At 45.4% G+C, this 21496-nt stretch carries 23 protein-coding genes; 18 read left to right on the top strand and 5 right to left on the bottom strand.

Annotated features, from left to right (window positions below; genetic code table 11):
* Positions 1 to 7: 7 nt before the first annotated feature.
* The 5 genes from mqnC to SGLY_RS14320 form a co-directional block, all read right to left on the bottom strand.
* Entirely contained in the window at positions 8 to 1069 is a 1062-nt protein-coding gene (mqnC, locus tag SGLY_RS14340; protein WP_013625948.1) for a cyclic dehypoxanthinyl futalosine synthase, read from the bottom strand.
* Positions 1070 to 1134: 65 nt separating this feature from the next.
* On the bottom strand, positions 1135 to 1980 hold the full coding sequence (locus SGLY_RS14335) for a menaquinone biosynthetic enzyme MqnA/MqnD family protein (protein WP_013625947.1): 846 nt from the start codon (positions 1978 to 1980) through the stop codon (positions 1135 to 1137).
* Entirely contained in the window at positions 1965 to 3074 is a 1110-nt protein-coding gene (mqnE, locus tag SGLY_RS14330; protein WP_041445457.1) for an aminofutalosine synthase MqnE, read from the bottom strand. The genes SGLY_RS14335 and mqnE overlap by 16 nt, the downstream gene beginning before the upstream one ends.
* A gap of 168 nt (positions 3075 to 3242) precedes the next feature.
* The gene (locus SGLY_RS14325; RefSeq protein ID WP_013625945.1) at positions 3243 to 3899 is read right to left on the bottom strand and encodes a 4Fe-4S binding protein; all 657 of its coding nucleotides are present in this window, start codon (positions 3897 to 3899) and stop codon (positions 3243 to 3245) included.
* Between the two features lie 468 nt (positions 3900 to 4367).
* Positions 4368 to 5333 carry a helix-turn-helix transcriptional regulator gene (locus tag SGLY_RS14320; protein ID WP_041445456.1) on the bottom strand — a complete coding sequence of 322 codons (966 nt, stop codon included), beginning with the start codon at positions 5331 to 5333 and terminating at the stop codon, positions 4368 to 4370.
* 629 nt (positions 5334 to 5962) lie between these two features.
* On the opposite strand from SGLY_RS14320, the gene nifH (SGLY_RS14315) reads away from it, so the two are divergent.
* The 18 genes from nifH (SGLY_RS14315) (at position 5963) to SGLY_RS14230 (ending at position 21494) form a co-directional block, all read left to right on the top strand.
* Positions 5963 to 6787, top strand: a complete 825-nt coding sequence (gene nifH, locus SGLY_RS14315) for a nitrogenase iron protein (protein ID WP_013625943.1) — start codon at positions 5963 to 5965, stop codon at positions 6785 to 6787.
* A gap of 40 nt (positions 6788 to 6827) precedes the next feature.
* Complete coding sequence (locus tag SGLY_RS14310; protein ID WP_013625942.1) at positions 6828 to 7145, top strand: P-II family nitrogen regulator; 318 nt, start codon at positions 6828 to 6830, stop codon at positions 7143 to 7145.
* A gap of 12 nt (positions 7146 to 7157) precedes the next feature.
* Positions 7158 to 7538, top strand: a complete 381-nt coding sequence (locus SGLY_RS14305) for a P-II family nitrogen regulator (protein ID WP_013625941.1) — start codon at positions 7158 to 7160, stop codon at positions 7536 to 7538.
* A 14-nt stretch (positions 7539 to 7552) separates the two neighbouring features.
* Positions 7553 to 9118: a nitrogenase iron-iron protein, alpha chain gene (gene anfD / locus SGLY_RS14300; protein WP_013625940.1), complete on the top strand. Its 1566-nt coding sequence runs from the start codon at positions 7553 to 7555 to the stop codon at positions 9116 to 9118.
* A gap of 14 nt (positions 9119 to 9132) precedes the next feature.
* Positions 9133 to 9483: a Fe-only nitrogenase subunit delta gene (anfG, locus tag SGLY_RS14295; protein WP_013625939.1), complete on the top strand. Its 351-nt coding sequence runs from the start codon at positions 9133 to 9135 to the stop codon at positions 9481 to 9483.
* 67 nt (positions 9484 to 9550) lie between these two features.
* Positions 9551 to 10939 (top strand): Fe-only nitrogenase subunit beta, encoded by a 1389-nt coding sequence (gene anfK / locus SGLY_RS14290; protein WP_013625938.1) that lies wholly within the window; start codon positions 9551 to 9553, stop codon positions 10937 to 10939.
* Positions 10940 to 11065: 126 nt separating this feature from the next.
* A complete protein-coding gene (locus SGLY_RS14285) occupies positions 11066 to 11464 on the top strand; it encodes a hypothetical protein (protein ID WP_013625937.1) in 399 nt (132 codons plus the stop codon).
* A gap of 1 nt (position 11465) precedes the next feature.
* Positions 11466 to 12176, top strand: coding sequence for a type 1 glutamine amidotransferase (locus tag SGLY_RS14280; RefSeq protein WP_013625936.1), 711 nt, complete (start codon positions 11466 to 11468; stop codon positions 12174 to 12176).
* Between the two features lie 4 nt (positions 12177 to 12180).
* On the top strand, positions 12181 to 12729 hold the full coding sequence (locus SGLY_RS14275; protein WP_013625935.1) for a pyridoxamine 5'-phosphate oxidase family protein: 549 nt from the start codon (positions 12181 to 12183) through the stop codon (positions 12727 to 12729).
* A gap of 613 nt (positions 12730 to 13342) precedes the next feature.
* A complete protein-coding gene (locus SGLY_RS14270) occupies positions 13343 to 13660 on the top strand; it encodes a P-II family nitrogen regulator (RefSeq protein ID WP_013625933.1) in 318 nt (105 codons plus the stop codon).
* 14 nt (positions 13661 to 13674) lie between these two features.
* On the top strand, positions 13675 to 14061 hold the full coding sequence (locus SGLY_RS14265) for a P-II family nitrogen regulator (protein WP_013625932.1): 387 nt from the start codon (positions 13675 to 13677) through the stop codon (positions 14059 to 14061).
* Positions 14062 to 14110: 49 nt separating this feature from the next.
* Entirely contained in the window at positions 14111 to 14965 is an 855-nt protein-coding gene (nifH, locus tag SGLY_RS14260; protein ID WP_013625931.1) for a nitrogenase iron protein, read from the top strand.
* Between the two features lie 117 nt (positions 14966 to 15082).
* Positions 15083 to 16498, top strand: a complete 1416-nt coding sequence (gene nifD / locus SGLY_RS14255; RefSeq protein ID WP_041445455.1) for a nitrogenase molybdenum-iron protein alpha chain — start codon at positions 15083 to 15085, stop codon at positions 16496 to 16498.
* Positions 16495 to 17952, top strand: coding sequence for a nitrogenase molybdenum-iron protein subunit beta (gene nifK / locus SGLY_RS14250; RefSeq protein ID WP_013625929.1), 1458 nt, complete (start codon positions 16495 to 16497; stop codon positions 17950 to 17952). Before nifD ends, nifK begins: the two co-directional genes overlap by 4 nt.
* A 42-nt stretch (positions 17953 to 17994) precedes the next feature.
* Positions 17995 to 18378, top strand: coding sequence for a nitrogen fixation protein NifX (gene nifX / locus SGLY_RS14245; protein WP_013625928.1), 384 nt, complete (start codon positions 17995 to 17997; stop codon positions 18376 to 18378).
* A complete protein-coding gene (gene fdxB, locus SGLY_RS14240) occupies positions 18378 to 18644 on the top strand; it encodes a ferredoxin III, nif-specific (RefSeq protein ID WP_013625927.1) in 267 nt (88 codons plus the stop codon). Before nifX ends, fdxB begins: the two co-directional genes overlap by 1 nt.
* A 113-nt stretch (positions 18645 to 18757) precedes the next feature.
* Positions 18758 to 20158, top strand: coding sequence for a nitrogenase iron-molybdenum cofactor biosynthesis protein NifE (gene nifE, locus SGLY_RS14235; RefSeq protein WP_013625926.1), 1401 nt, complete (start codon positions 18758 to 18760; stop codon positions 20156 to 20158).
* Entirely contained in the window at positions 20121 to 21494 is a 1374-nt protein-coding gene (locus tag SGLY_RS14230) for a nitrogenase component 1 (RefSeq protein ID WP_013625925.1), read from the top strand. Before nifE ends, SGLY_RS14230 begins: the two co-directional genes overlap by 38 nt.
* Positions 21495 to 21496: the final 2 nt, after the last annotated feature.

Raw genomic sequence — 21496 nt, 5'->3', positions numbered from 1 at the left:
GTTTTTATCAATACCGTTTAATGATCCTGTACTCCGTATCTCTTTGCGCCGGCTTGAACCCGGCGTTTTTAATCAGGTCGACCATGCCTTGCAGCTGCATCCGGAATTCGGCCCCGGCAGCCCTGACGACATTTTCTTCGAGCATGATGCTGCCCAGGTCGCGGCCCCCAAAAGTCAAAGTAAGCTGCCCGATATCAGGCCCTTGTGTCACCCATGAGCCCTGGACATGATCAAAATTATCCAGGTAAAGCCGGCAAACAGCCAGGAATTTCAGGTAGTGATAGCTGGACATTTTCTTACCGCCAAGCTCGGTATTGTAAGGCTGGTAGGTCCAGGGGATAAAGGCCCGGAAGCCCCCTGTCTGGTCCTGTAAAGCCCTGATCTTTTCCAGGTGGGCAAAACGTTCCGCCAATGTCTCAATATTGCCCATCATCATGGTCGCGGTAGATTTCATTCCTAATCCATGGGCAGTTTCCATGACCTCGAGCCATTTGGCCGAGGTTATTTTTTTTGGACTGATTTCCTGCCTGACTCTGTCGGCTAAGATCTCGGCCCCTCCGCCCGGAAGGGAATCCAGTCCCGCTTCCTGGAGCCTGGTTAAAACCTCCCGCAGGCCCAGACCGGTCAATTCAGCCATATGGGCGATTTCAGGGGGCGAGAAGGAATGGACGGTAATCTTGAAGCGTTCTTTAATCCCTCTTACGATATCCAGGTAATAATCAAATTTGATCCGGTCGTTCAGGCCGCCCTGCAGCATAATCTGAGTAGCGCCTAAGGCTAAAGCCTCCTCGACCTTGCTGAAGATTTCTTCAGGAGTAAGGACATAAGCTTTTTCATTTTCGTGGTCACAATAAAAGGCGCAGAATTTGCAGCCGACCTTGCAGATATTTGTATAGTTGATATTGCGGTCAATGACAAAGGTAACGGTGTCTCCGTGCCGGCGGGCGGCGTCATCCGCCGCCAGCCGGGCAACCTCCAAAATATCTCCGTCAAGATAGAGGGCTATGGCATCCCCGGTTGAGAGGCGGAGGCCATTTTTATGAGCATTCAGGATTTCTGTGACAGCCAAAGAAAGCACTTCCTTAAACAGTTTGTTACTAAAGAATCATTTATTCTTATTGATCAATAAAAATGTTAATCCCTGAAAGATGAAGCACTGCTGAAAAACTTGATCTCGGGCAGTTCGGAAAGCAAATCAAGAGAGGTAAGCTTTTGAAAGAAAGTGGCTAACCCATTCTGGTGGCAGGGGGTAAAATCAAACTCCAGAGTATGGAAATAATTGACCAGGTATTCTTCGGAATAGTTCTCATATTTGGCGATTTCAGCGGCGATTTCCGGAGCGTTTTTCACGGAATAAGCCATAGATTCGTTAAAAGCCTCAATGATTTTTGTAACTGCTTCCGGGTTATTTCCGGCATATTCCCGCCGGACCGCCCAGACGGCGTAAACCATCTTTTGGCCGGTCATCGCTTTCCATTCTTCCCCCAGGTCATAAAAGAACAATCCCCTTGGTTTATGATAACAAGCTTCGATTGCCGCGTCTCCGATGAGCAAGGCGGCATCGGCTTCCAAAAGCATATTCCTTAAAAGGGGAGGGGATTCAAAATAATCCGGCTCGATATGATACTTTTCTTGCAAAATGATTTTGATCAGGTTTTGAGAGGTCGCCGAAGTATTCGTTAAGGCAATTTTCTTGCCGTCAAGTTCATTGATGGGGATTTTGCTGATCAGGAAGATGCTTTGTACTTCGCCGTCTGAACTGACTGAAAGGCCGGGCAGGAGTTCAAGCTCCCGATGATGTTTGCCGTACTGGAAAGCAGAAATAGGGCTGATATCCAGGTGTCCCTCAATCAGCATATTGTTCAATTCCGTAGGAGTGCCTTTGATCAGATGAACCTCGGACAAGGCATGTTTTTTAACCAGACCATAATATAAAGGCATACAGTTGAGAAATTGGATATGACCTACTCTGGGCAGCATTGGCAGTCCCTCTTTCTAAAAATTTTCAGCTCGTGATATAAGGTATCTCTTTCTACAGGAAGATATCCCGCAGAGAAAATCAATTCGAGCAATTCGTCCATACTGATCCCTTCTTTCGTTTTGGCACCGGCGGCATGGGTAATTTTTTCTTTTACTACAGTCCCATCCAGATCATCGGCGCCAAATTCAAGGGCAATCTGGGCAAGGGAAACGCCAAGCATGACCCAGTAAGCTTTAATATGATCAAAATTATCCAGCATGAGTCTGGAGACAGCAATCATTTTCAACTTTTCATATGCTGAAACAGGTTTAATTTCAGACAAACTGGTATTTTCCGGATGAAAGGCCAAAGGAACGAAAGATTGAAAACCGCCGGTTTTATCCTGAAGATCACGCAGACTGATCAAATGATCGATTCTTTCCTCATTTGTTTCCAAATGACCAAAAAGCATGGTGGCATTCGTCCTGATGCCAAGGTCGTGGGCAGTTTCCATGATCTCCAGCCAACGTTCCCCGGTAGCCTTCCCGGGACAGAGCATTCCCCTGATGCGGGGGCTGAACACTTCTGCTCCGCCTCCCGGCATGGAACCTAACCCGGCATGTTTCAGCTTCAGAAGAACCTCACGGATCGAAAGCCCGCTGATCTCAGCAAAATAATTAATTTCAACGGCCGTAAAGGCTTTCAGATGAATTCCCGGGTACCTTCTATGCAAAGTATCAATAACTTCAAGGTAATAATCAAAAGGCTGGTCGGGATGCAGTCCGCTGACAATATGCAGCTCGGTTGCGCTTTCCGGTAAAGATTTTGCGATCTTTTGCAAGATATCTTCTAAGGTCATAAAATAGGCCTTACCGCTTTCCTTCCGGACGCCGAAGGCGCAAAACCGGCACTCAGAAACGCAAATATTGGTCAAATTGATATGGAAATTAACATTAAAGAAAATCTTACGGCCGCTATGGCGCAATTTGATTTCCCGGGCCAGCCGGCCAAGGAAAAGAAGGTCTTTGCATTCCATTAAGGCAAGTCCTTCTTCCTTAGTCAGGCGTTGGCCGGCAAAAACCTTCTTTTCAATTTGTTGAAGCAGGTTGTTCACTTTCGCTGTCCTTTCCGGGGCAAATTCCATTCGAACATGGGATGAAATCATTGTTGCAAAAGGGTTCCGATAAAAAGTAAATCATTGTTATTAACTCATTAATTATAGCATAGATTTGGATGATCGGCAGGTGGGAAAAAAGAGACCGTCTCCCTGCTTCCGGAAGAATCAAGCAATATATAAGGACTTTTTAGGACACCTGTCGACACACACCCTGCATTTCAAACAGTCTGCATCAGTGACTTTTCCCGCGTTTTTATACGTTAGGACATCAATCCCCATGACACAGCTTTTAGAACATATTTTGCAATTCGTACAACCTTGCTTTTGGAAAGTGATGTGGTGGGGCTTGATTTTTAAAATTGTGGTCTGAGAGGCATACCGGGCGATTGTTCCCATTGGACAAATCCTGCACCAGGTTCTTTGATTAAAAGAAATGCCCAAGACAATAGCGATTAGCGTTGTGACGATAACCATGCGGACAAATACCAGACCAATATGAGTGATATTTCCCCAAGCCAGAATAAGTTGAAGAGCAAAGGCGCCCATAAGCAGGATAAAAAACAAATTACGGAACAGCCTGCTTTTCAAGAAACTGGGCAAAGCTTTCCCATGGCTGAATTTTGCCAGAATCGTATCATTAAAGCTGCCCCTGGGACAGAAGCTGCCGCACCACATCCTCCCTTTAAATAAGGCGACGATAATCGGAGCGGACATACAGATGATGGCAATCAAACCGATCACCGGATAGATCAGACCGATGAGGCAAAAGGAAAGCAAAACGGTCCAGATCCACTTGTGAACGAGTTTTTTTACTGAAGGCATTAAGAACAACTCCTTTACACTTTATATACCCATAGGGGGTATTCTGAGTATAAAGGAGGTTCAGGTAAATTGTCAATGATGTGTACTGAATTTTCTCCTTCTATTTTTTCCCTTTAAGCCAAGAAACATAAATCCTGTGCAAAGGGCATAAAAATGAAATGTGGCGGACCGGAGCAAACGAAGAACTATACAATGAGAATTTATTTAGAACAGTTACAAATTCAACTCTTTATTTTTTGGAAATTTGTGATATATTTGTTAACAAGGAGGTGATTTTCATGTTCACCAAACATTGGATGCTTAGAGAAACGGCTCACTGTAAAGAAGGCTGCCCTAGATAGTCCGGGGAAAGACGGTAAACTTCCCGAAGGGTCCTGGTTTTATCCATATAGAGAAGCTTACGGTCTAATCAATGAAATGCCGTAAGCTTTTTTCTTTTGCTTTATATTATTGTTAGGAGTAAACAGCTCAAGTTTCAGCGATGATTTTTCCAAGCTCAGTAAGATCGTAGCCGCCTATCCAGGTCAATTCCGTTTTAAATTCCTCAGAAAGGAGAATGTCAATGATTGCTTCAAACTCAGGCTTGGAAAGATCCTCTTTGCGAAGGACCAAATCATATTGCTCTGTTTGCAGAGGAATAAAGTCAATTCCCTGAACCTGCTGGCAGCCTTTTTCATTGCCCAGGCCAAGATCGGCCCCCGCGCGGGCAACGGCACTGGCTACAGCGAGGTGGGAAAAGCATTCGCGTGAATAGCCCTGAATGGAATTTCCGTATATGCCCAGCGATTTCAAGTGTTCGTCTAAAAGAATCCTTGTACCGCTGCCTTTTTCGCGGTTGACAATGGAAATGTCGGGCCGTCTTAAATCTTCCCAGCCTTTGATTCGCTTGGGATTGTCTTTGAGAATATAGAAGCCTTGGATCCGGGAAGCAAGTCTGATGACGACAGCCGGAGTCCCGGGAAGCATCCGTTCCACAAAGGGAACATTATATTCGCCTGATTTGCTGTCCCACAAATGGGCGGTAGCCACCTGTACCTCTCCCCGATACAATTGATAAAGCCCATTATAACTGCCTTCATAAGAGCGCAAAGCCCGTACCCCTTTAGGATGGCGGTCAAGATAGCGGCATAAAATATCCAGAACGACATCCTGTCCGCAGATCACGAAGGAATTAGATTTGAGTAAAGGGTAGGCGGGGGCAGGTAAGTATGGCTGAGGAAAACTGACGGGCTGGGGTGGGCTTTGTAATGGCACCGTCTTAATTTCTTTGGTTTTATTTTTATAATTCTCAACATCTAGGGAATCAACACGCAATTTCTTTCCAACCCTATATGAGTTTAATTCTTTGCGTTTAATCAGTTCATAGACAGTGCTCTTGGAAATTTTCAAAATTCCTGCAATTTCTTGAGGAGTCAAAGATTGATTTTCACTCATAACCTTACCATTCCCTAATCTATTGATATCAATTAATCTTAATATAACAATTCTGCCATGTGTTTGCAAACCAATATTGGCATCAAGCCTCATCGATATATTGGTATTTATCAGCAGGATTTCACCAAACAATATATAACTATACGTAGTGGAAACAAATTGATAAAAGACAGATAAACAGATGAATAAATAGTCTGTTTCACACAAAATATAAAACCAAACCGCTTCAACAAGGGGATTTTCAGCCTTTGATTTTCCATTATGATTAGTTTCGTTAATGTATACACGGAAATGATCTTGACATAGCAAAAGATCGCCGCTAGAATGGAATAAAGCAAATCAATTCAATGCGTTATGGAAAACTTGCAGTGCTTTTTCAACAATAACCAATAGCATCACTCGTTTTGTTGTTGAGGAAAACTAATATCGTTAAATAGAAATACATCGTGGTATTCTTGAGAAATCAATTTCTCAAAGGCCACGATGTTTTTTATTTATAAAGAGTTGTTTGTTTGGATTAAGATTTTATTGCTGATATTTGAAAGTTGGTGATGTGATGCAAGATGCAGACAAAGATCCCGGTAAAATAGGGACTTAATTTGAATCCAAAAAGAAAAGGAGTAATGATGATGAGAAAAATTGCAATCTATGGCAAGGGTGGAATTGGAAAATCCACGACACAACAAAATACAGCAGGAGCAATGGCCTACTTTTATGACCAGAAAGTATTTATCCACGGCTGTGACCCTAAAGCCGATTCCACCCGCCTTATTCTGGGGGGCATGAATCAAAAAACATTAATGGATGTGCTCCGTGACGAAGGGGAAGAAAAGATTACCGTCGATAAAGTTGTGAAAACAGGGTACAAAGGAATCCGCTGTGTGGAATCAGGCGGTCCTGAACCCGGTGTAGGATGTGCAGGCCGCGGTGTAATCACTGCCATTGATCTTATGGAGAAAAACGGAGCATATACGCCTGAGTTGGATTTTGTTTTTTTCGATGTGCTTGGTGACGTTGTCTGTGGCGGATTTGCCATGCCGATCCGTGACGGTAAAGCGCAGGAAGTGTATATTGTCGCCTCGGGTGAGATGATGGCCATCTATGCCGCGAACAATATTTGCAAAGGCCTTTTGAAATATGCCAAACAAAGCGGTGTCCGTCTTGGGGGGATTATTTGCAACAGCCGTAAGGTAGACCGGGAAAGAGAGTTTCTAGAAGAATTTACCAGTGCCATTGGCACGAAACTGATTCACTTCATGCCCCGGGATAATATTGTTCAGAAAGCAGAATTTAATAAAAAGACGGTTGTCGAATATGATGCCGATTGCAACCAAGCCAAAGAATACGGGGAACTGGCCCGGAAAATTATCGAAAATAAGGATTTTGTTATTCCTCAACCTCTCAAAATGGATGAACTGGAGGCTATGGTTGTCAAATATGGTATAGCTGATTAGTCTGACATCTAATGAAAAAAAGAATAAGGGGAATAAAAAGATGAAAATGATCAGAGCGATAGTACGTCCGGAGAGTTCAGACGCAGTGACGGAAGGGCTTACGGAAGGTGGTTTTTTCTCACTGACAAAAATAAATGTCTTTGGCCGGGGCAAACAAAAAGGAATCACCTTTGGAACAACCCACTATGATGAGCTTCCGAAAACCATGATTATGCTGGTGGTGGAAGACGAATCTGTAGAAGAAGTGCTTAAAATTATCAAATATAAAGCTTACACAGGGAATTATGGCGACGGCAAGGTTTTTGTCACTTCAGTTGACGATGCGTATACCATACGTACCGGCATCAAAGGCCTTTAAGGGGGTGTAGCGTTGAAAGAAATACTGGCAATCATCCGCCCGAAAAAAATTGAGCCGACCAAGGAAGTACTTGAAGAAATCGGGTTTCCCAGCATAACGGCAACTTCGGTACTCGGGCGGGGCAAACAACGGGGTATTGCAGCCGAGCTCAATATCGATGTCCGTCCTAACCTGATGGAGCAAGGTAAACAGGCCGGCAGAAAGTATATGGAGTATATTCCCAAACGCCTTTTTTCCATCGTTGTTTGTGATGAAGATGTGGATACGGTTGTTGAAGCAATCATTAAGGTGAATCAAACAGACCAGATCGGTGACGGCAGAATTTTTATCTGTCCTGTTGATGAGGCTGTACGGGTCCGGACCGGTGAAACCGGTGAAACGGCGATTAAGTAAAGGAGGAAAAAATCATGCCATATCATGAGTTTGACTGCAGCAAGTGTATTCCTGAGAGGAAAAAGCATGCGGTAATCAAAGGCCCCGGGGAAACGTTGACAGATGCCCTTCCCTTGGGATATCTCAACACCATCCCAGGAACAATTTCCGAACGCGGCTGCGCGTATTGCGGAGCAAAGCATGTTATTGGGACACCCATGAAGGATGTGATCCATCTCAGTCATGGACCGGTCGGATGCACCTACGATACCTGGCAAACCAAACGCTATATCAGTGATAACGATAACTTCCAGCTGAAATACACCTATGCGTCGGATATGAAGGAAAAGCATATTGTCTTTGGCGCTGAAAAACTGCTCAAGCAGAACATTATTGAGGCCTTTAAGGCATTCCCCAAGATTAAACGGATGACCATCTACCAAACCTGTGCCTCGGCCTTGATCGGAGATGATATGAATGCGGTTGCCCAAGAGGTAATGGATGAGCTGCCTGATGTTGATATCTTTGTCTGCAATTCTCCGGGATTTGGGGGACCGAGCCAGTCAGGGGGACATCACAAAATCAATATTGCCTGGATCAAGCAGAAAGTCGGGACCGTTGAACCAGAAATTACCAGTGACTATGTGATCAATTATGTCGGGGAGTATAACATTCAAGGGGATCAGGAGGTTATGCAGGACTATTTCAAGAGGATGGGCATTCAGGTCCTTTCCACCTTTACGGGCAACGGCTCCTACGACGACCTGAGGGCAATGCACCGGGCAAACCTTAACGTGCTGGAATGTGCGCGTTCCGCTGAATATATCTGCAACGAACTCAGAACAAAATATGGGACCCCCCGTCTGGATATCGATGGCTTTGGCTTTGAACCATTATCGGCGTCCCTGAGAAAGGTGGGCTTGTTCTTCGGAATTGAAGACAGGGCTCAGGCGATTATTGATGAAGAAACAGCCCGCTGGAAGCCGGAGCTGGACTGGTACAAGGAACGCCTGCAGGGGAAAAAAGTTTGCCTCTGGCCTGGCGGATCGAAGCTTTGGCACTGGGCGCACGTTATTCATGCGGAAATGGGAGTCGATGTTGTTTCGGTTTATACGAAATTCGGCCACCAGGGAGATATGGAGAAAGGAATTGCCCGGTGTGAGGAAGGGGCCCTGGCGATTGATGACCCCAACGAGCTCGAGGGCTTGGAAGCGATGGAGAACCTGAAGCCGGACGTTATTTTTACCGGTAAACGACCGGGTGAGGTCGCCAAAAAGATTCGCGTTCCTTATCTCAACGCCCATGCTTATCACAACGGTCCCTGGAAAGGATTTGAGGGCTGGGTCAGGTTTGCCCGTGATGTCTACAATGCGATTTATTCCCCGATTCATCAGCTTGCCTACTTGGACATCAGTAAGGATGAAATCCCGGCAGACAAAGGATTTGTAACTCAGAGGATGCTGTCCGACGCCAATTTGAGCGAGGAAGTAACTTCTTCAACTGAATTGAGAGAATATACGGGCAAATATGATGTTATTTCCCCGTTGCGGGACAAAACTTATCCGGATTTCCCGCCAAAACAGCTTTCAAGTGCCGGATGACGGAGGTGGATATGATGGAAGATGTGTTAAAGGATCAGGTTGAGCAGCTGGTAGATTATATTATGAAAAATTGCCTGTGGCAGTTTCATTCCCGGGCCTGGGACAGAGAAAAGCAAAATGAAGGAATCCTGACCAAAACCATGCAGATTTTGTGTGATGAGCCCGTTGAAAAGGAAAATCCGGCCGACAGGTGCTATTGGGTGGATGCCGTATGTTTGGCGGAAAGTTATCAAAGCCGGTACCCCTGGCTGGCTGCCATGGATAAAGCGGAAATAAAACTGCTTATGCAGGCTGTGAAAGAGCGTATGGACTATTTAACCATTACCGGGTCGTTGAATGAAGAACTGACGGTCCCGCTCTATTAAAAGCAAAAGACTGTGCTATTGCTATTACACAGGTGCGGGGCAATAAACAGAAAAGGAGAAAGGTGCTATGTCTTGTGAATTAAAAGAAAAAGAACGTGCCGGTGTCATCAATCCGATATTTACATGCCAGCCCTGCGGCGCCCAGTATGCCAGCATCGGGATAAAGGACTGTATAGGAATTGTCCATGGAGGACAAGGATGTGTGATGTTCGTTCGCTTGCTGTTCTCCCAGCATTTTAAGGAGAGCTTCGAGCTTGCCTCTTCCTCCGTGCACGAAGATGGTGCGGTATTTGGGGCACTCAATCGCGTTGAAGAAGCGGTGGATGTACTGTTGATGCGGTATCCTCATGTCAAAGTCGTACCGATCATTACAACCTGCTGCACGGAAGTCATCGGTGATGATGTCGACGGTGTTGTCCGTAAACTGAATGAAGGGCTGTTAACAGAAAAATATCCCGGTCGGGAGGTTTATCTGATCCCGGTCCATACCCCCAGCTTTAAGGGGAGCATGATCAGCGGCTATGATGTGGCGGTCAAGGATTTTGTCAGTTACTTTGCCCAAAAAGGAGAACCAAATGGGAAACTCAATCTGATTACCGGATGGGCCAATCCCGGGGATGTGACGGAGCTCAAGCAGCTGCTGGCGGAAATGCAGGTTGATGCCACCGTGCTATTTGAAATTGAAACCTTCGATTCTCCTCTGATGCCTGACGGAAACTGGGTCTCCCACGGCAGTACGACAATTGAGGATCTGAAGGATACGGCCAACGCCCTGGGCACAATCGCCCTGAACAGATATGAAGGCGGCCAAACTGCTGAATTTCTTGAGGGGGAATTTGGGATTCCGGCAATCATCGGACCAGCCCCCATCGGTATCCGCAACACAGATACTTTCCTGCACAATGTGAAAAAGTTAACCGGCAAGCCAATTCCCCAGTCGCTTGTCCAAAAGAGAGGGATCGCCCTCGATGCCCTGACCGATGTGACCCACCTGTTTCTCGCCGACAAAAAGGTTGCCATTTATGGAAGCGCCGACCTGGTCATCGGCCTTGCGGAATTCTGCCTTGATTTGGAGATGAAGCCCGTACTGCTGCTGTTAGGTGATGACAACAAGTCCTATGCAAACGACCCTCGGATCAAAGCCCTTCAGGAAAATGTCGATTATGACATGGAAATTATTATGAATGCGGATCTCTGGGAACTGGAGAACCGGATCAAGAACGAAGGACTTGAGCTTGATCTGATTTTGGGTCATTCTAAAGGACGGTTCATCTCCATTGATTACAATATCCCCATGCTGCGGGTTGGGTTCCCCACTTATGACCGGGCGGGCTTATACCGTTACCCTATTGTCGGATATGCCGGAGCGATGTGGCTGGCCGAAGCGATGGCCAATACATTGTTTACCGATATGGAGTATAAGAAAAACAAGGAATGGATTCTTAATGTTTGGTAAACCAGATCTGAAGGATAATCATCATTATGGGTCTTGAGTTTCAGGATTTGGTTGGTATTTTATAGGATTCTGTCAGATCCTGTTGTAACCAGGCTCTGGCAGAATCCCTGAGAAGAAGGTGCGGATATGATGGCGGTTAAACCGGATCTGGAAGAGTTTGAAGAAAGCTATCGCAGTGCCAGGATGTATCATCACAGGGCACAGCAGTTCTTAAGTGGAGGACAGCATTTCAGTGTGGTCTTCAATGTAGCTTCCGTTGCACTGGAAAACTATCTGATCGCTCTGTGCTATTTACATGGTGTTGATCCGGGGAATCACAATTATACCTGTCTCATGGATGCGGTAGAAACTGTTATTGAGGTTCCTTTGGAATTAAATCAGGAGATAAGGTCCCTGGATTTCATCTTTGGCATTTGTTCACTGGAAAATTATTATCATGGGACTCCTGAGTTATCTGATTCGACCAGGGTTCTTTCCATGTGTGATCAGATTCAGAAACTGATTGATCCGACAAAGAGAGGTTAATATGAGAATTCATTATTTACAGCATGTGCCTTTTGAAAATCCTGCAGGCATTGTTTACTGGGCGAATGAAAAAGGACATAGCCTGACCGGGACCCATTTATACAATAATGAAGCCGTTCCATCTATGGATCAATTTGATTGGCTGGTCATTATGGGGGGGCCGATGAATATTTACGAAGAAAAAAAGTACTCTTGGCTCAAATATGAAAAGAAATTCATTAAAGAAGCCATAGATCAGGGAAAAGTGGTATTGGGCATCTGCCTGGGAGCCCAGCTCATTACCGATGTTTTAGGCGGAAAAGTGACGAAAAATCCGGAGGGTGAAATCGGCTGGCTGCCTGTGACCGTTAATGCCCAGGCATTGAAATCACCTCTTTTTAAAGATTTCCCGGAAACATTCTATGCCTTCCAATGGCACAATGATACCTTCAGCACACTTGGTGAAGGAGCAGTATGCATTGCCGGCAGCCAGGCCTGTAAGCATCAGGCATTCATGTATAAAGAGCGTGTTATCGGTTTGCAGTTTCATTTGGAGAGTACCGAAAACAGTATTTTGGCACTGATCGATCATTGTGCCGGTGAAATGACAGGCGGTACCTACATGCAGAACGAAGAGCAGATCAAATCCGGAATGAGCCTTTTAAAAACAGCCAATTCATTGATGGAAGATTTTCTTAATCGCCTTGAAGCTTATTTTATAGAACAGGGGTGAGCGAATGGAACAAATCAGATACACCCAAAGAATTTGTGATGATCAAGAAAAAATTGACCGGTTTTTGGCTGAAAAAAGAGTAGGGACGCTAAGTATGTGCGATCAGAAAGGCAAGCCTTACGCTTTGCCTGTCAATTATGTTTATTGGAACGGAAAAATCTATATTCATGGTATGGGCAGCGGTAAAAAGAATGATGTCCTTGCGGCCAATCCGGTTGTTTGTTTTACTGTATTCGAGGAATTTGGCACTGTGGCCGATCCTGTGCCGGCTAAATGTGATACAGCTTATTTTAGTGTCGTCATTTTCGGCGAAGCCGTTCTCGTTCAGGATTTAGAAGAAAAAACGCTGGCGCTAAAGCAATTTCTAGAGAAATTTTTGCCTGGTTTTTTCAAAGCTCCTCTTTCCAAGAGCTTTGTAGATCATTACCGTTCAGGGCTTGATCATAAAGCCGCGGCTGTTTACTGCATTAGTCCGGAAAACCTGACAGCCAAAGAAAATCCCATTGATGCTGAGCACATGTTTTTAACGGATGAGCGTCAAACGTCTGAATGATAAATCGGTGTAGAATAAGCAGTCTATTTATAACGATTATCAAAAATGAAAAGAGAAAATAAGGTGAGGAATTACAGTTAAGAGATCAAATCTTAAACCAGCTGTCTCATTTTTTATATAGAGGGCCGGCAGGAGTAACGTTTGCTTTGCCGGCCTATTTTTTTAGCGAATTACAGCGGAGGACAGGTTAACATAAAAAAAGTATACATAATTTTTTAAAAAGGCTATTGTTTTTTTAAAACTTAGTATTTATACTAAAGGCATTGGAATGGTTTTCAAAGCAGCGGCGCTTTATGCTTTAAGCATAAAGCGCTATTTTGTTTTTCCGGGAGGTGATTATTTTTAAGGATAACCCAGGTCGATTTCTATGGCATAGGTTTAAATTGAGGTTTCGTTTAAGCAAAGATGCTTTTTTTTAACTGGTTGTACCGGTTAACAGAAAAGCGTCTTTTGCAATTTAAGTAGGAAAAAATGAGACAGGCTGAAAAAAAGAGAAAGCCAAACATCCTAGTGAAAAAATGTTTTTATGCCAAAAAAAGTCGAAGCATTGACTGTTTTAGTTCGGGCAAAAAGTGGATTGGTTTGTGCAAAAGAAGAAAAGGAGAAATTCATGATGAAAATGATCAGAGCTATTGTCCGGCCGGAAAAAAGCGAATCTATCGCTGAAAAATTAGCTGATGCCGGAATCATTTCCATGACGAAAATGCATGTGTTCGGTCGCGGAAAAACCAAAGGGCTGCAGATTGGGGATATCCGCTACGATGAGTTCCCAAAAGTGATGCTGCTTATTGTTGTTTCTGATGAGACGGTTGAAAAAGCTGTTGACGTGATTATTGAATCCGGGAAGACCGGCAATATCGGTGACGGGAAAATCTTTATCTCGTCAGTGGATGCCGCCTATACGGTAAGAACCGGCGAATCTGGTCTGTAAAGGAGTGGTGGCAGATGAAAGAAATTATTGCTATTGTAAGACGCCATCAGGTTCCAGCTTCCAAAAAGGCTTTGGAAGAGGCTGGATTCAATGCCCTGACGATTCAAAGTGTTGAGGGGCATGGCAAACAGAAAGGAATGGGAGGCTGGGCAGCGGAGGTTGATCCTCAACTCCGGCCATTATTAAAAAGTGAAACCCCCGCCGGAGACTCCTTTATGAAATGGGTTCCCAAAAGAATGCTGACCTTGGCGGTCCAGGATGATGAAGTTGAAAAGGCCGTAAATGCCTTAATTAAAGTAAACCAGACAGGGCATATCGGAGACGGTAAACTATTTATTTGTCCCTTAGAGGAGGTAGTTCGGGTGAGGACGGGAGAAAACGGTCCCCGTGCTATTTCATAAGGAAAAACAGAAAGAATTATTGAGATTGGTTGAGAGAGGAGCAAAAAAAATGAGACAGATTGCGATATATGGAAAAGGTGGAATCGGCAAATCAACAACCACCCAAAATACTGTGGCAGCACTGGCCGAAATGGGAAAAAAGATTATGATTGTAGGCTGCGACCCGAAGGCGGACTCTACGAGACTGATTCTTAATATTAAAGCTCAGACAACAGTTATGGATTTAGCAAGAGAAAGAGGTACGGTAGAGGATCTGGAACTGGATGACGTTTTGTTTACAGGATACGGTGATGTTCGCTGCGCGGAATCCGGCGGCCCGGAACCAGGGGTAGGCTGTGCGGGGCGCGGAGTAATTACCGCAATTAACTTCCTGGAGGAACAGGGAGCTTATACACCTGACTTGGATTATGTTTTCTATGATGTTCTGGGGGACGTTGTATGCGGAGGCTTTGCAATGCCAATCCGTGAGAACAAGGCCCAGGAAATTTATATTGTTTGCTCAGGGGAAATGATGGCGATGTATGCGGCCAATAATATTTCTAAAGGTATTCTGAAGTATGCCACGAATGGTGGAGTGCGTTTAGCCGGTCTTATCTGCAACAGCCGTAATACAGACAAAGAATATGAGCTGATTGATGCTCTGGCTCATAAGCTGGGCACCCAGATGATTCATTTCCTGCCTCGTGATAATGAGGTTCAGCGTGCAGAGCTCCGCCGCCAGACAGTGATTCAATACAATGATCAGCATAAGCAGGCTGATGAATACCGGGCTTTGGCCAAGAAAATCGACGAAAACAAAAAGCTGGTTATTCCGACTCCTTTGACCATGGATGAGCTTGAAGAACTGCTTATGGAGTTCGGGATCATTGAGGATGAAGAAACGGCAGCTGCCAGGCTGGGCTGAGTATGCTTGAGATAACAGCAGGAGAAGGCTGTCTGGAAGATTGCTTAAACGTAATACGAGGAGGTGAACCCGGTGGAAGCAAAAAGAAACATCGTAAGTGAAAGACCAACTGAAGAGATGGTTGAAGATGTGTTATCTGTCTATCCGGAGAAAGCAAGGAAATTAAGGGCCAAGCATATTGCCATAAAAGATGAGGGTTCAACCTGTGCCATCAAATCCAATATTAAGTGTGTCCCAGGGCTGATGACTGCGCGTGGTTGTGCTTATGCCGGAGCAAAAGGTGTCGTCTGGGGACCGATTAAAGATATGATTCATATTTCCCACGGACCGATCGGCTGCGGTTATTATTCCTGGGGAGCAAGGCGCAATCTGACCAGGGGTGTTGTAGGGGTGGAAAGCTTTTCCCCGATGATGTTTACATCGGATTTTTCCGAGAGCAACATTGTTTATGGGGGAGATAAAAAGCTGGAGAAGGTTCTGCGTGAAGCCAAGGAACTGTTCCCCAGCGTCAAAGGATTTTCCATCTGCTCGGAGTGCCCGGTTGGTCTGATTGGTGACGATATTGAAAGTGTCGCCAAGAGAATGAACAAGGAGCTCGAGGTCCCAATCGTACCTGTACGCTGCGAAGGGTTTCGCGGAATCAGTCAGTCCTTAGGACACCATATTGCCAATGATGCCGTCCGGGATTATTTATTGGGCAAAAAGGAGCGTCCGGAAGAAGTCGGACCATATGATATTTCCCTTATCGGGGACTATAACATTGGCGGAGATGTGTGGTCTTCCAAAAAAATTCTTGAAGAAATGGGCTTAAGAGTCCGGAATGTCTGGACCGGGGATGGAACCGTTGAAGGAATGATGGCCGCCCACCAAGTCAAGTTGAATCTGATTCACTGCTACCGCAGTATGAACTATATTTGCAAGCATATGGAAGAGACCTATGGGATTCCCTGGCTGGAGTTTAACTTCTTTGGTCCGAGTAAAATCAAAGAATCGATCCGTAAAATTGCCGCCCAGTTTGATGAAACGATTCAGAAGAAAGGCGAAGAAGTTATTGCCAAGTATGAGCCGATCATGCAGAAAGTCATTGATCAGTACCGTCCCCGCCTCGAAGGTAAAAAAGTAATGTTGTTTATCGGTGGACTTCGTCCCCGCCACGTGATCGGAGCATATGAAGATTTGGGGATGGAGGTTATCGGAACAGGTTATGAATTTGCGCACAAGGATGACTATGACCGTACTTTCCCGGAAATGCAGAATCAGACAATTATTTACGATGATGCGACAGAACATGAGCTGGATCAGTTTGTTAACCGGTTAAGACCGGATCTGGTCGGTTCAGGAGTCAAAGAAAAATACGTTTTCCAGAAGCAAGGGATTCCTTTCCGGCAAATGCATTCCTGGGATTATTCCGGCCCCTACCATGGTTTTGAAGGATTCCCCATTTTTGCCCGCGATATGGATATCGCGATCAGCAGTCCGACCTGGAGCTTGACAAAAGCACCTTGGAAAATAGACAAGGAGGTGCGCGGATGAGCAAGGACAACTGCAAACAAACAACATGCCAAGAAAACAGCTATGCCAATGAAATCCTGGATTGGATGGCAACAGAAGAGTATAAAGAGAAAAATTTTGCCCGTGAGGCATTGGTGATTAATCCATCCAAGGCGTGCCAGCCTTACGGAGCGATGCTTTGTGCATTGGGCGTTGACGGCTGTCTGCCTTTTGTCCACGGGTCTCAGGGTTGTGCTGCTTACTTTAGGGCCTGTTTATCCAGGCATACCAGGGAGCCTATTCCTCTCGTATCAGATTCCATGACTGAAGATGCGGCAGTATTTGGAGGTCAGGCCAATCTGGTTGAAGGACTGAGAAATGCGATTGCAACCTACAAACCCTCTATTATCGCTATGTTTTCCAGCTGTATGGCGGAGGTCATCGGGGATGATATGAAATCATTTATTGCCAATGCCCGTACCCAAGGGGCTGTTCCGGAAGATTTTCCGATTGCTTATGGCAATACGCCCAGTTTCGTAGGTTCCCATATTATTGGTTATGACAATATGCTGAAAGGGCTTCTTCAGTCCCTGGCAGATACCAGACAGGGAAAATGGACCAACGGAAGATTGTATGTCGTTCCCGGATTTGACCTCTATCCGGGGAACCTGAGAGAATACAAACGAATGATTACCGCGATGGGCATCTATATGACCATGCTGCCTGATCCGACCGAAGCCCTGGATTCTCCCAATACCGGCGAATACAAAATGTACCAGCCAGGTACGCCTATGGCTGAATTGGCTGATGCCCTCAATGCTTCTGCTTTCCTGTTTACCCAGAAATATTCAACTGCGGGAACCCAGAAATTTGTGAAAAATGTACAAAAGATTAACAGTGAAGCAGTGACCATGCCGGTTGGGATTAGGAATACGGATGAATTTCTGATGACTCTGCACAAGATGACAGGCAAATCAATCCCGGCCGAACTGGAGGCCGAGAGAGGCAGAGCTGTCGATGCCGCCACGGATGCTCACCAGTATATCCATGGCAAACGGTTTGCTTTATACGGCGATCCGGATTTATTACTGGGTGTGGTTGGATTCCTGCTGGAAATGGGAGGGATACCGGTTCATATTGTATGTACGAACGGCAATGAAACTTTTCACAAGGAAATGGATCGTTTGCTGGCGTCCAGCCCATTTGGGACAGAAGGCAAAGTATACCTTGGTAAGGATCTCTGGCATTTGCGCTCACTGCTGATGACTGATCCGGTAGATATGTTGATTGGAGATTCTCACGGCAAACGGTTAGCCAAAGATGCCAAAATACCTTTGGCCAGAATAGGTTTTTTCCTGACAGACCGTGTCCACTTGCACAGGCAGCCGATCATCGGATATCAAGGTGCCATTAATCTGGTGACCATGATAGCCAACATGTTTATTGACGAGTACGACCGCAATTGTCCGGATGAAAGATTTGAAGTTCTAAGATAAAAATTCCCTTAGAAAAGAATTCTCTTCAGGGAGGTAATGCCAATGCTTGTTGCATTTGCCACAACAGGTGAAGATAAAGTAAATGCTCATTTTGGGATGGCGCCTGCTTTTGCGGTATATGAGATTACTCCCGGTGATTACAGATTCGTCAAGACAATCAGTCTCCCGGAACAGGCTTCTGAGGATGATAAGGTTGAGGCACGTGCAGACATGTTGAAAGAATGTACCATAGTCTATTGTAATCATATCGGAGGACCTGCAGCTGCAAGGCTGGTCCAACAGAATATTCAGCCGCTCAAAGTTAAAGAGGGAACACCGATAATCGCTGAGCTTGAAAGATTGCAAACGATTTTGAGAGAAAGTCCTCCGCCATGGCTGCGCAAGCGCCTGGCGGAGGAAATGGAAAACAAGGGGGAATTACCGTAATGTCAGTATACCAGGGATTAACTTATGGCGGGTCATCCTGGACCCCGGAGTTTGTTCAGGCGATCGATCCTGATAAATGTATTGGCTGTGGACGTTGTGTCAAGGTATGTTCTCATGGCACACTGGGTTTCGGCAATTTAGATGATGATGAAGATGCGGACAGAATGCAGGCAAATATTTCGAATAAAGATAATTGTATTGGCTGCATGGCTTGTGGCAAGACTTGTGTGAAAAAAGCCTTTAGTTTCGAAGTTAAAGAAATTTGATTTGAAGTTTAAGCAAGGGCTGTGAGTCCAATTAGGGATCATTCTAATAAAAAAAATTATTCTGCGCCTCCTTTTGAAGGGGGCGCAGGAAAACCACAAAAGGGGTGACTAAAATGCAGGAGACCGTATGGCTTGACCCGACAATTGAGGAAAGAAAAGGCTCTATCCAAACCAAAGGGAAGCATAAGACTCAGCTGAAATGTGATACGGACAGTGTAGCAGGATGTGTAAGCCAACGGGCTTGTGTTTACTCGGGAGCGAGGGTTGTCCTAAATCCGATAACAGATGCGGTCCACCTGGTTCACGGACCCATTGGCTGCGCCAGCTATACCTGGGATATCCGGGGCAGCCTGTCCAGTGGAGAAGAGCTTTACCGGCATAGCTTCTCTACTGATCTACAGGAAATGGATGTAATTTTCGGGGGCGAAAAGAAACTGAGCCAAGCGATTGACGAGCTTGCAGAAAAATATAATCCTAAACTCTTTTTTGTCTATTCGACATGTGTCGTCGGAATAATTGGTGATGATATCGAGGCAGTCTGTAAAAGGGCCTCCCAAAAACATGGCATCGAAGTTATTCCGGTTCAGTCCAGCGGGTTTATCGGCAATAAGACTGCCGGGTACAAGGCTGCCTGTAATGCCCTCCTGAAACTGATCAGGCCGGCGGAAGGAGCAATGCCGGTGAAGGATATGACAATCAACTATCTGGGCGATTTTAACCTGGCCGGTGAAGTCTGGATCATCAAAAATTATTTGAGACAAATGGGTATTGAACCAAATACAGCGTTCACCGGGGACTCTAATTATCAAACTTTGAAAAATGCGACCAAGGCTTACCTGAATATTGTTCAGTGTGCCGGCTCGATGATATATTTGGCGAAAAAAATGCAGGATATCTATGGGATTCCCTATATGACGGTTTCTTTCCTGGGAATCCAGGATACTTCGGAAACGTTAAGAAGGATTGCTCAGGCTTACAATAATCCGGAAATTATCCGGAAGACCGAAGAATTGATTGAACAGGAGACAGCGGCTGTCGCAGCGGAAATTGAGTACTACCGGCGGAAGCTGGCCGGGAAAAAAGCAGCCATTTTTGTCGGAGGGGGGTTTAAAGCGATTTCTCTGATTAAACAATTTAAAGAGCTTGACATTGATGTCGTCATGATCGGCACACAATCCGGACGCCAGGAAGAATACGAAACGATGAATGAATTGGTTGATGACGGTACGGTGATCCTGGATGATGCCAATCCTTCCGAACTGGAAAAGTTTATGCTGGAAAAAGGGGCCCATCTGCTTGTCGGAGGAGTAAAAGAACGGGCCCTGGCCTATAAAATGGGTGTAGCCTTTATTGATCATAATCATGATCGCAAGCATCCCTTAAGCGGATTTGCCGGTGCGGTGAATTTTGCCCGGGAGGTTTATTCGACAGTTTGTTCTCCGGTCTGGCAGTTTGTGGAGAAAGAGGGGGATAGCGATGAAAAAGCAAATCGATCATTACCGCAATGTCAATGAAAATCCTTGTCATATGTGCATGCCAATCGGAGGCATTCTGGCCATGAAAGGTATTGAAGGCTCCATGACTCTTCTGCACGGATCACAGGGATGTGCAACCTATATGCGCAGATTAATTTCAGAGCACTATAATGAGCCTCTGGATGTGGCTTCGACATCTCTCAATGAAAAAGGGACGGTTTACGGCGGGGAAGCAAACCTGAAGAAAGGCCTGGAAAATGTACGAAAGGTCTACGATCCAAAGATCATCGGTGTTTTAACAACTTGTCTCGCCGAAACAATTGGTGAAGATATCGAAAGGATTAAAACAGCTTATTTGGCGGAAAAGAATATTCCTGAGTTTCCGATTGTAGCGGTCTCAACACCGGGCTATGGCGGGACACAAACGGAAGGCTATTTCGTAACTCTGAAAAGGGTAGTGATGCTTTTAGCGAAAGAAACGGCCCGCCATAACAAAATCAATCTGATTGTCCCTCATATCAGTACGGCGGACCTCAGGGAACTCAAGCGTATCCTGCAAATGATGGCAATCGAGTATACTCTTTTGCCTGATCATACCGAGACCTTAGATGCACCATATTTGGAAGTCTATCAAAAGATTATGCCGGGTGGGACAAAGCTTGAGGATATTGAGGCAATGAGCGGAGCCAGGGCGACAATTGAATTTGGGTTAACTGTTGACGAGGCCCATTCTCCCGGTAAATTCCTGGCTCAAAAATACGGCGTCCCTTTATACAAACTCCCGTTGCCTGTCGGAGTCCGGGCGACAGATGAATTTCTGGAAACATTGCGGCAAATTACGGGCCGGCCCATTCCCGAGGAAATCAGTAAAGAACGGGGCAGGCTGCTTGATGCCATGATTGACGCCCATAAACACAATTTTCAGGGGCGGGCGGCTATCTTTGGGGAACCGGAGTTTGTTCACGCCGCAGCCAACCTCTGTCTGGAAAACGGAGTTACCCCTAAAGTGATCGCAACCGGAAGTAAGACCAGGAAGCTGACGCAGCTCTTGGAGGTGAAGCTGGGGCAATTGGATGAGGAGTGTGTGATTCTGGAAGATAATGACTTTGCTCATATTCTGACAGAGTCTCAAAGATTAAAGGTGAATATCGCTATAGGTCATTCTGAAGGGAAAATTCTGAAGGAAAAAAGCAACATTCCGCTGGTGAGATGGGGATTCCCTATCACAGACAGAGTAGGCGGGCAAAGAATACGTTCAGTTGGTTACTCAGGCAGCCTGGCTTTTTTGGACCGTATAACCAATACTTTGCTGGAAAATAAGTATGAACATTATCGCACCAATATCTACAATAACTATTTCCGGCAGGCCAATTAGAG

Origin of the sequence: Syntrophobotulus glycolicus DSM 8271, from assembly GCF_000190635.1 — a bacterium.
Classification (GTDB): Bacteria; Bacillota; Desulfitobacteriia; order Desulfitobacteriales; family Syntrophobotulaceae; genus Syntrophobotulus; species Syntrophobotulus glycolicus.
The sequence above is the reverse complement of the archived record's forward strand: the minus strand, read 5'-3'. Positions and strand labels throughout refer to the sequence as shown.

What these genes read in the sequence shown, in the direction of transcription:
- SGLY_RS14230 (WP_013625925.1), top strand. Translation starts at nt 20,121, where the DNA reads ATGAAAAAGCAAATCGATCATTACCGCAATGTCAATGAAAATCCTTGT.
- SGLY_RS14320 (WP_041445456.1), bottom strand. Translation starts at nt 5,333, where the DNA reads ATGAGTGAAAATCAATCTTTGACTCCTCAAGAAATTGCAGGAATTTTG.
- nifK (WP_013625929.1), top strand. Translation starts at nt 16,495, where the DNA reads ATGAGCAAGGACAACTGCAAACAAACAACATGCCAAGAAAACAGCTAT.
- SGLY_RS14280 (WP_013625936.1), top strand. Translation starts at nt 11,466, where the DNA reads ATGAGAATTCATTATTTACAGCATGTGCCTTTTGAAAATCCTGCAGGC.
- nifH (WP_013625943.1), top strand. Translation starts at nt 5,963, where the DNA reads ATGAGAAAAATTGCAATCTATGGCAAGGGTGGAATTGGAAAATCCACG.
- SGLY_RS14285 (WP_013625937.1), top strand. Translation starts at nt 11,066, where the DNA reads ATGATGGCGGTTAAACCGGATCTGGAAGAGTTTGAAGAAAGCTATCGC.
- nifE (WP_013625926.1), top strand. Translation starts at nt 18,758, where the DNA reads ATGCAGGAGACCGTATGGCTTGACCCGACAATTGAGGAAAGAAAAGGC.
- SGLY_RS14310 (WP_013625942.1), top strand. Translation starts at nt 6,828, where the DNA reads ATGAAAATGATCAGAGCGATAGTACGTCCGGAGAGTTCAGACGCAGTG.
- nifH (WP_013625931.1), top strand. Translation starts at nt 14,111, where the DNA reads ATGAGACAGATTGCGATATATGGAAAAGGTGGAATCGGCAAATCAACA.
- SGLY_RS14275 (WP_013625935.1), top strand. Translation starts at nt 12,181, where the DNA reads ATGGAACAAATCAGATACACCCAAAGAATTTGTGATGATCAAGAAAAA.
- SGLY_RS14265 (WP_013625932.1), top strand. Translation starts at nt 13,675, where the DNA reads ATGAAAGAAATTATTGCTATTGTAAGACGCCATCAGGTTCCAGCTTCC.
- anfG (WP_013625939.1), top strand. Translation starts at nt 9,133, where the DNA reads ATGGAAGATGTGTTAAAGGATCAGGTTGAGCAGCTGGTAGATTATATT.
- nifD (WP_041445455.1), top strand. Translation starts at nt 15,083, where the DNA reads ATGGTTGAAGATGTGTTATCTGTCTATCCGGAGAAAGCAAGGAAATTA.
- anfD (WP_013625940.1), top strand. Translation starts at nt 7,553, where the DNA reads ATGCCATATCATGAGTTTGACTGCAGCAAGTGTATTCCTGAGAGGAAA.
- nifX (WP_013625928.1), top strand. Translation starts at nt 17,995, where the DNA reads ATGCTTGTTGCATTTGCCACAACAGGTGAAGATAAAGTAAATGCTCAT.
- anfK (WP_013625938.1), top strand. Translation starts at nt 9,551, where the DNA reads ATGTCTTGTGAATTAAAAGAAAAAGAACGTGCCGGTGTCATCAATCCG.
- SGLY_RS14335 (WP_013625947.1), bottom strand. Translation starts at nt 1,980, where the DNA reads ATGCTGCCCAGAGTAGGTCATATCCAATTTCTCAACTGTATGCCTTTA.
- SGLY_RS14325 (WP_013625945.1), bottom strand. Translation starts at nt 3,899, where the DNA reads ATGCCTTCAGTAAAAAAACTCGTTCACAAGTGGATCTGGACCGTTTTG.
- SGLY_RS14270 (WP_013625933.1), top strand. Translation starts at nt 13,343, where the DNA reads ATGAAAATGATCAGAGCTATTGTCCGGCCGGAAAAAAGCGAATCTATC.
- fdxB (WP_013625927.1), top strand. Translation starts at nt 18,378, where the DNA reads ATGTCAGTATACCAGGGATTAACTTATGGCGGGTCATCCTGGACCCCG.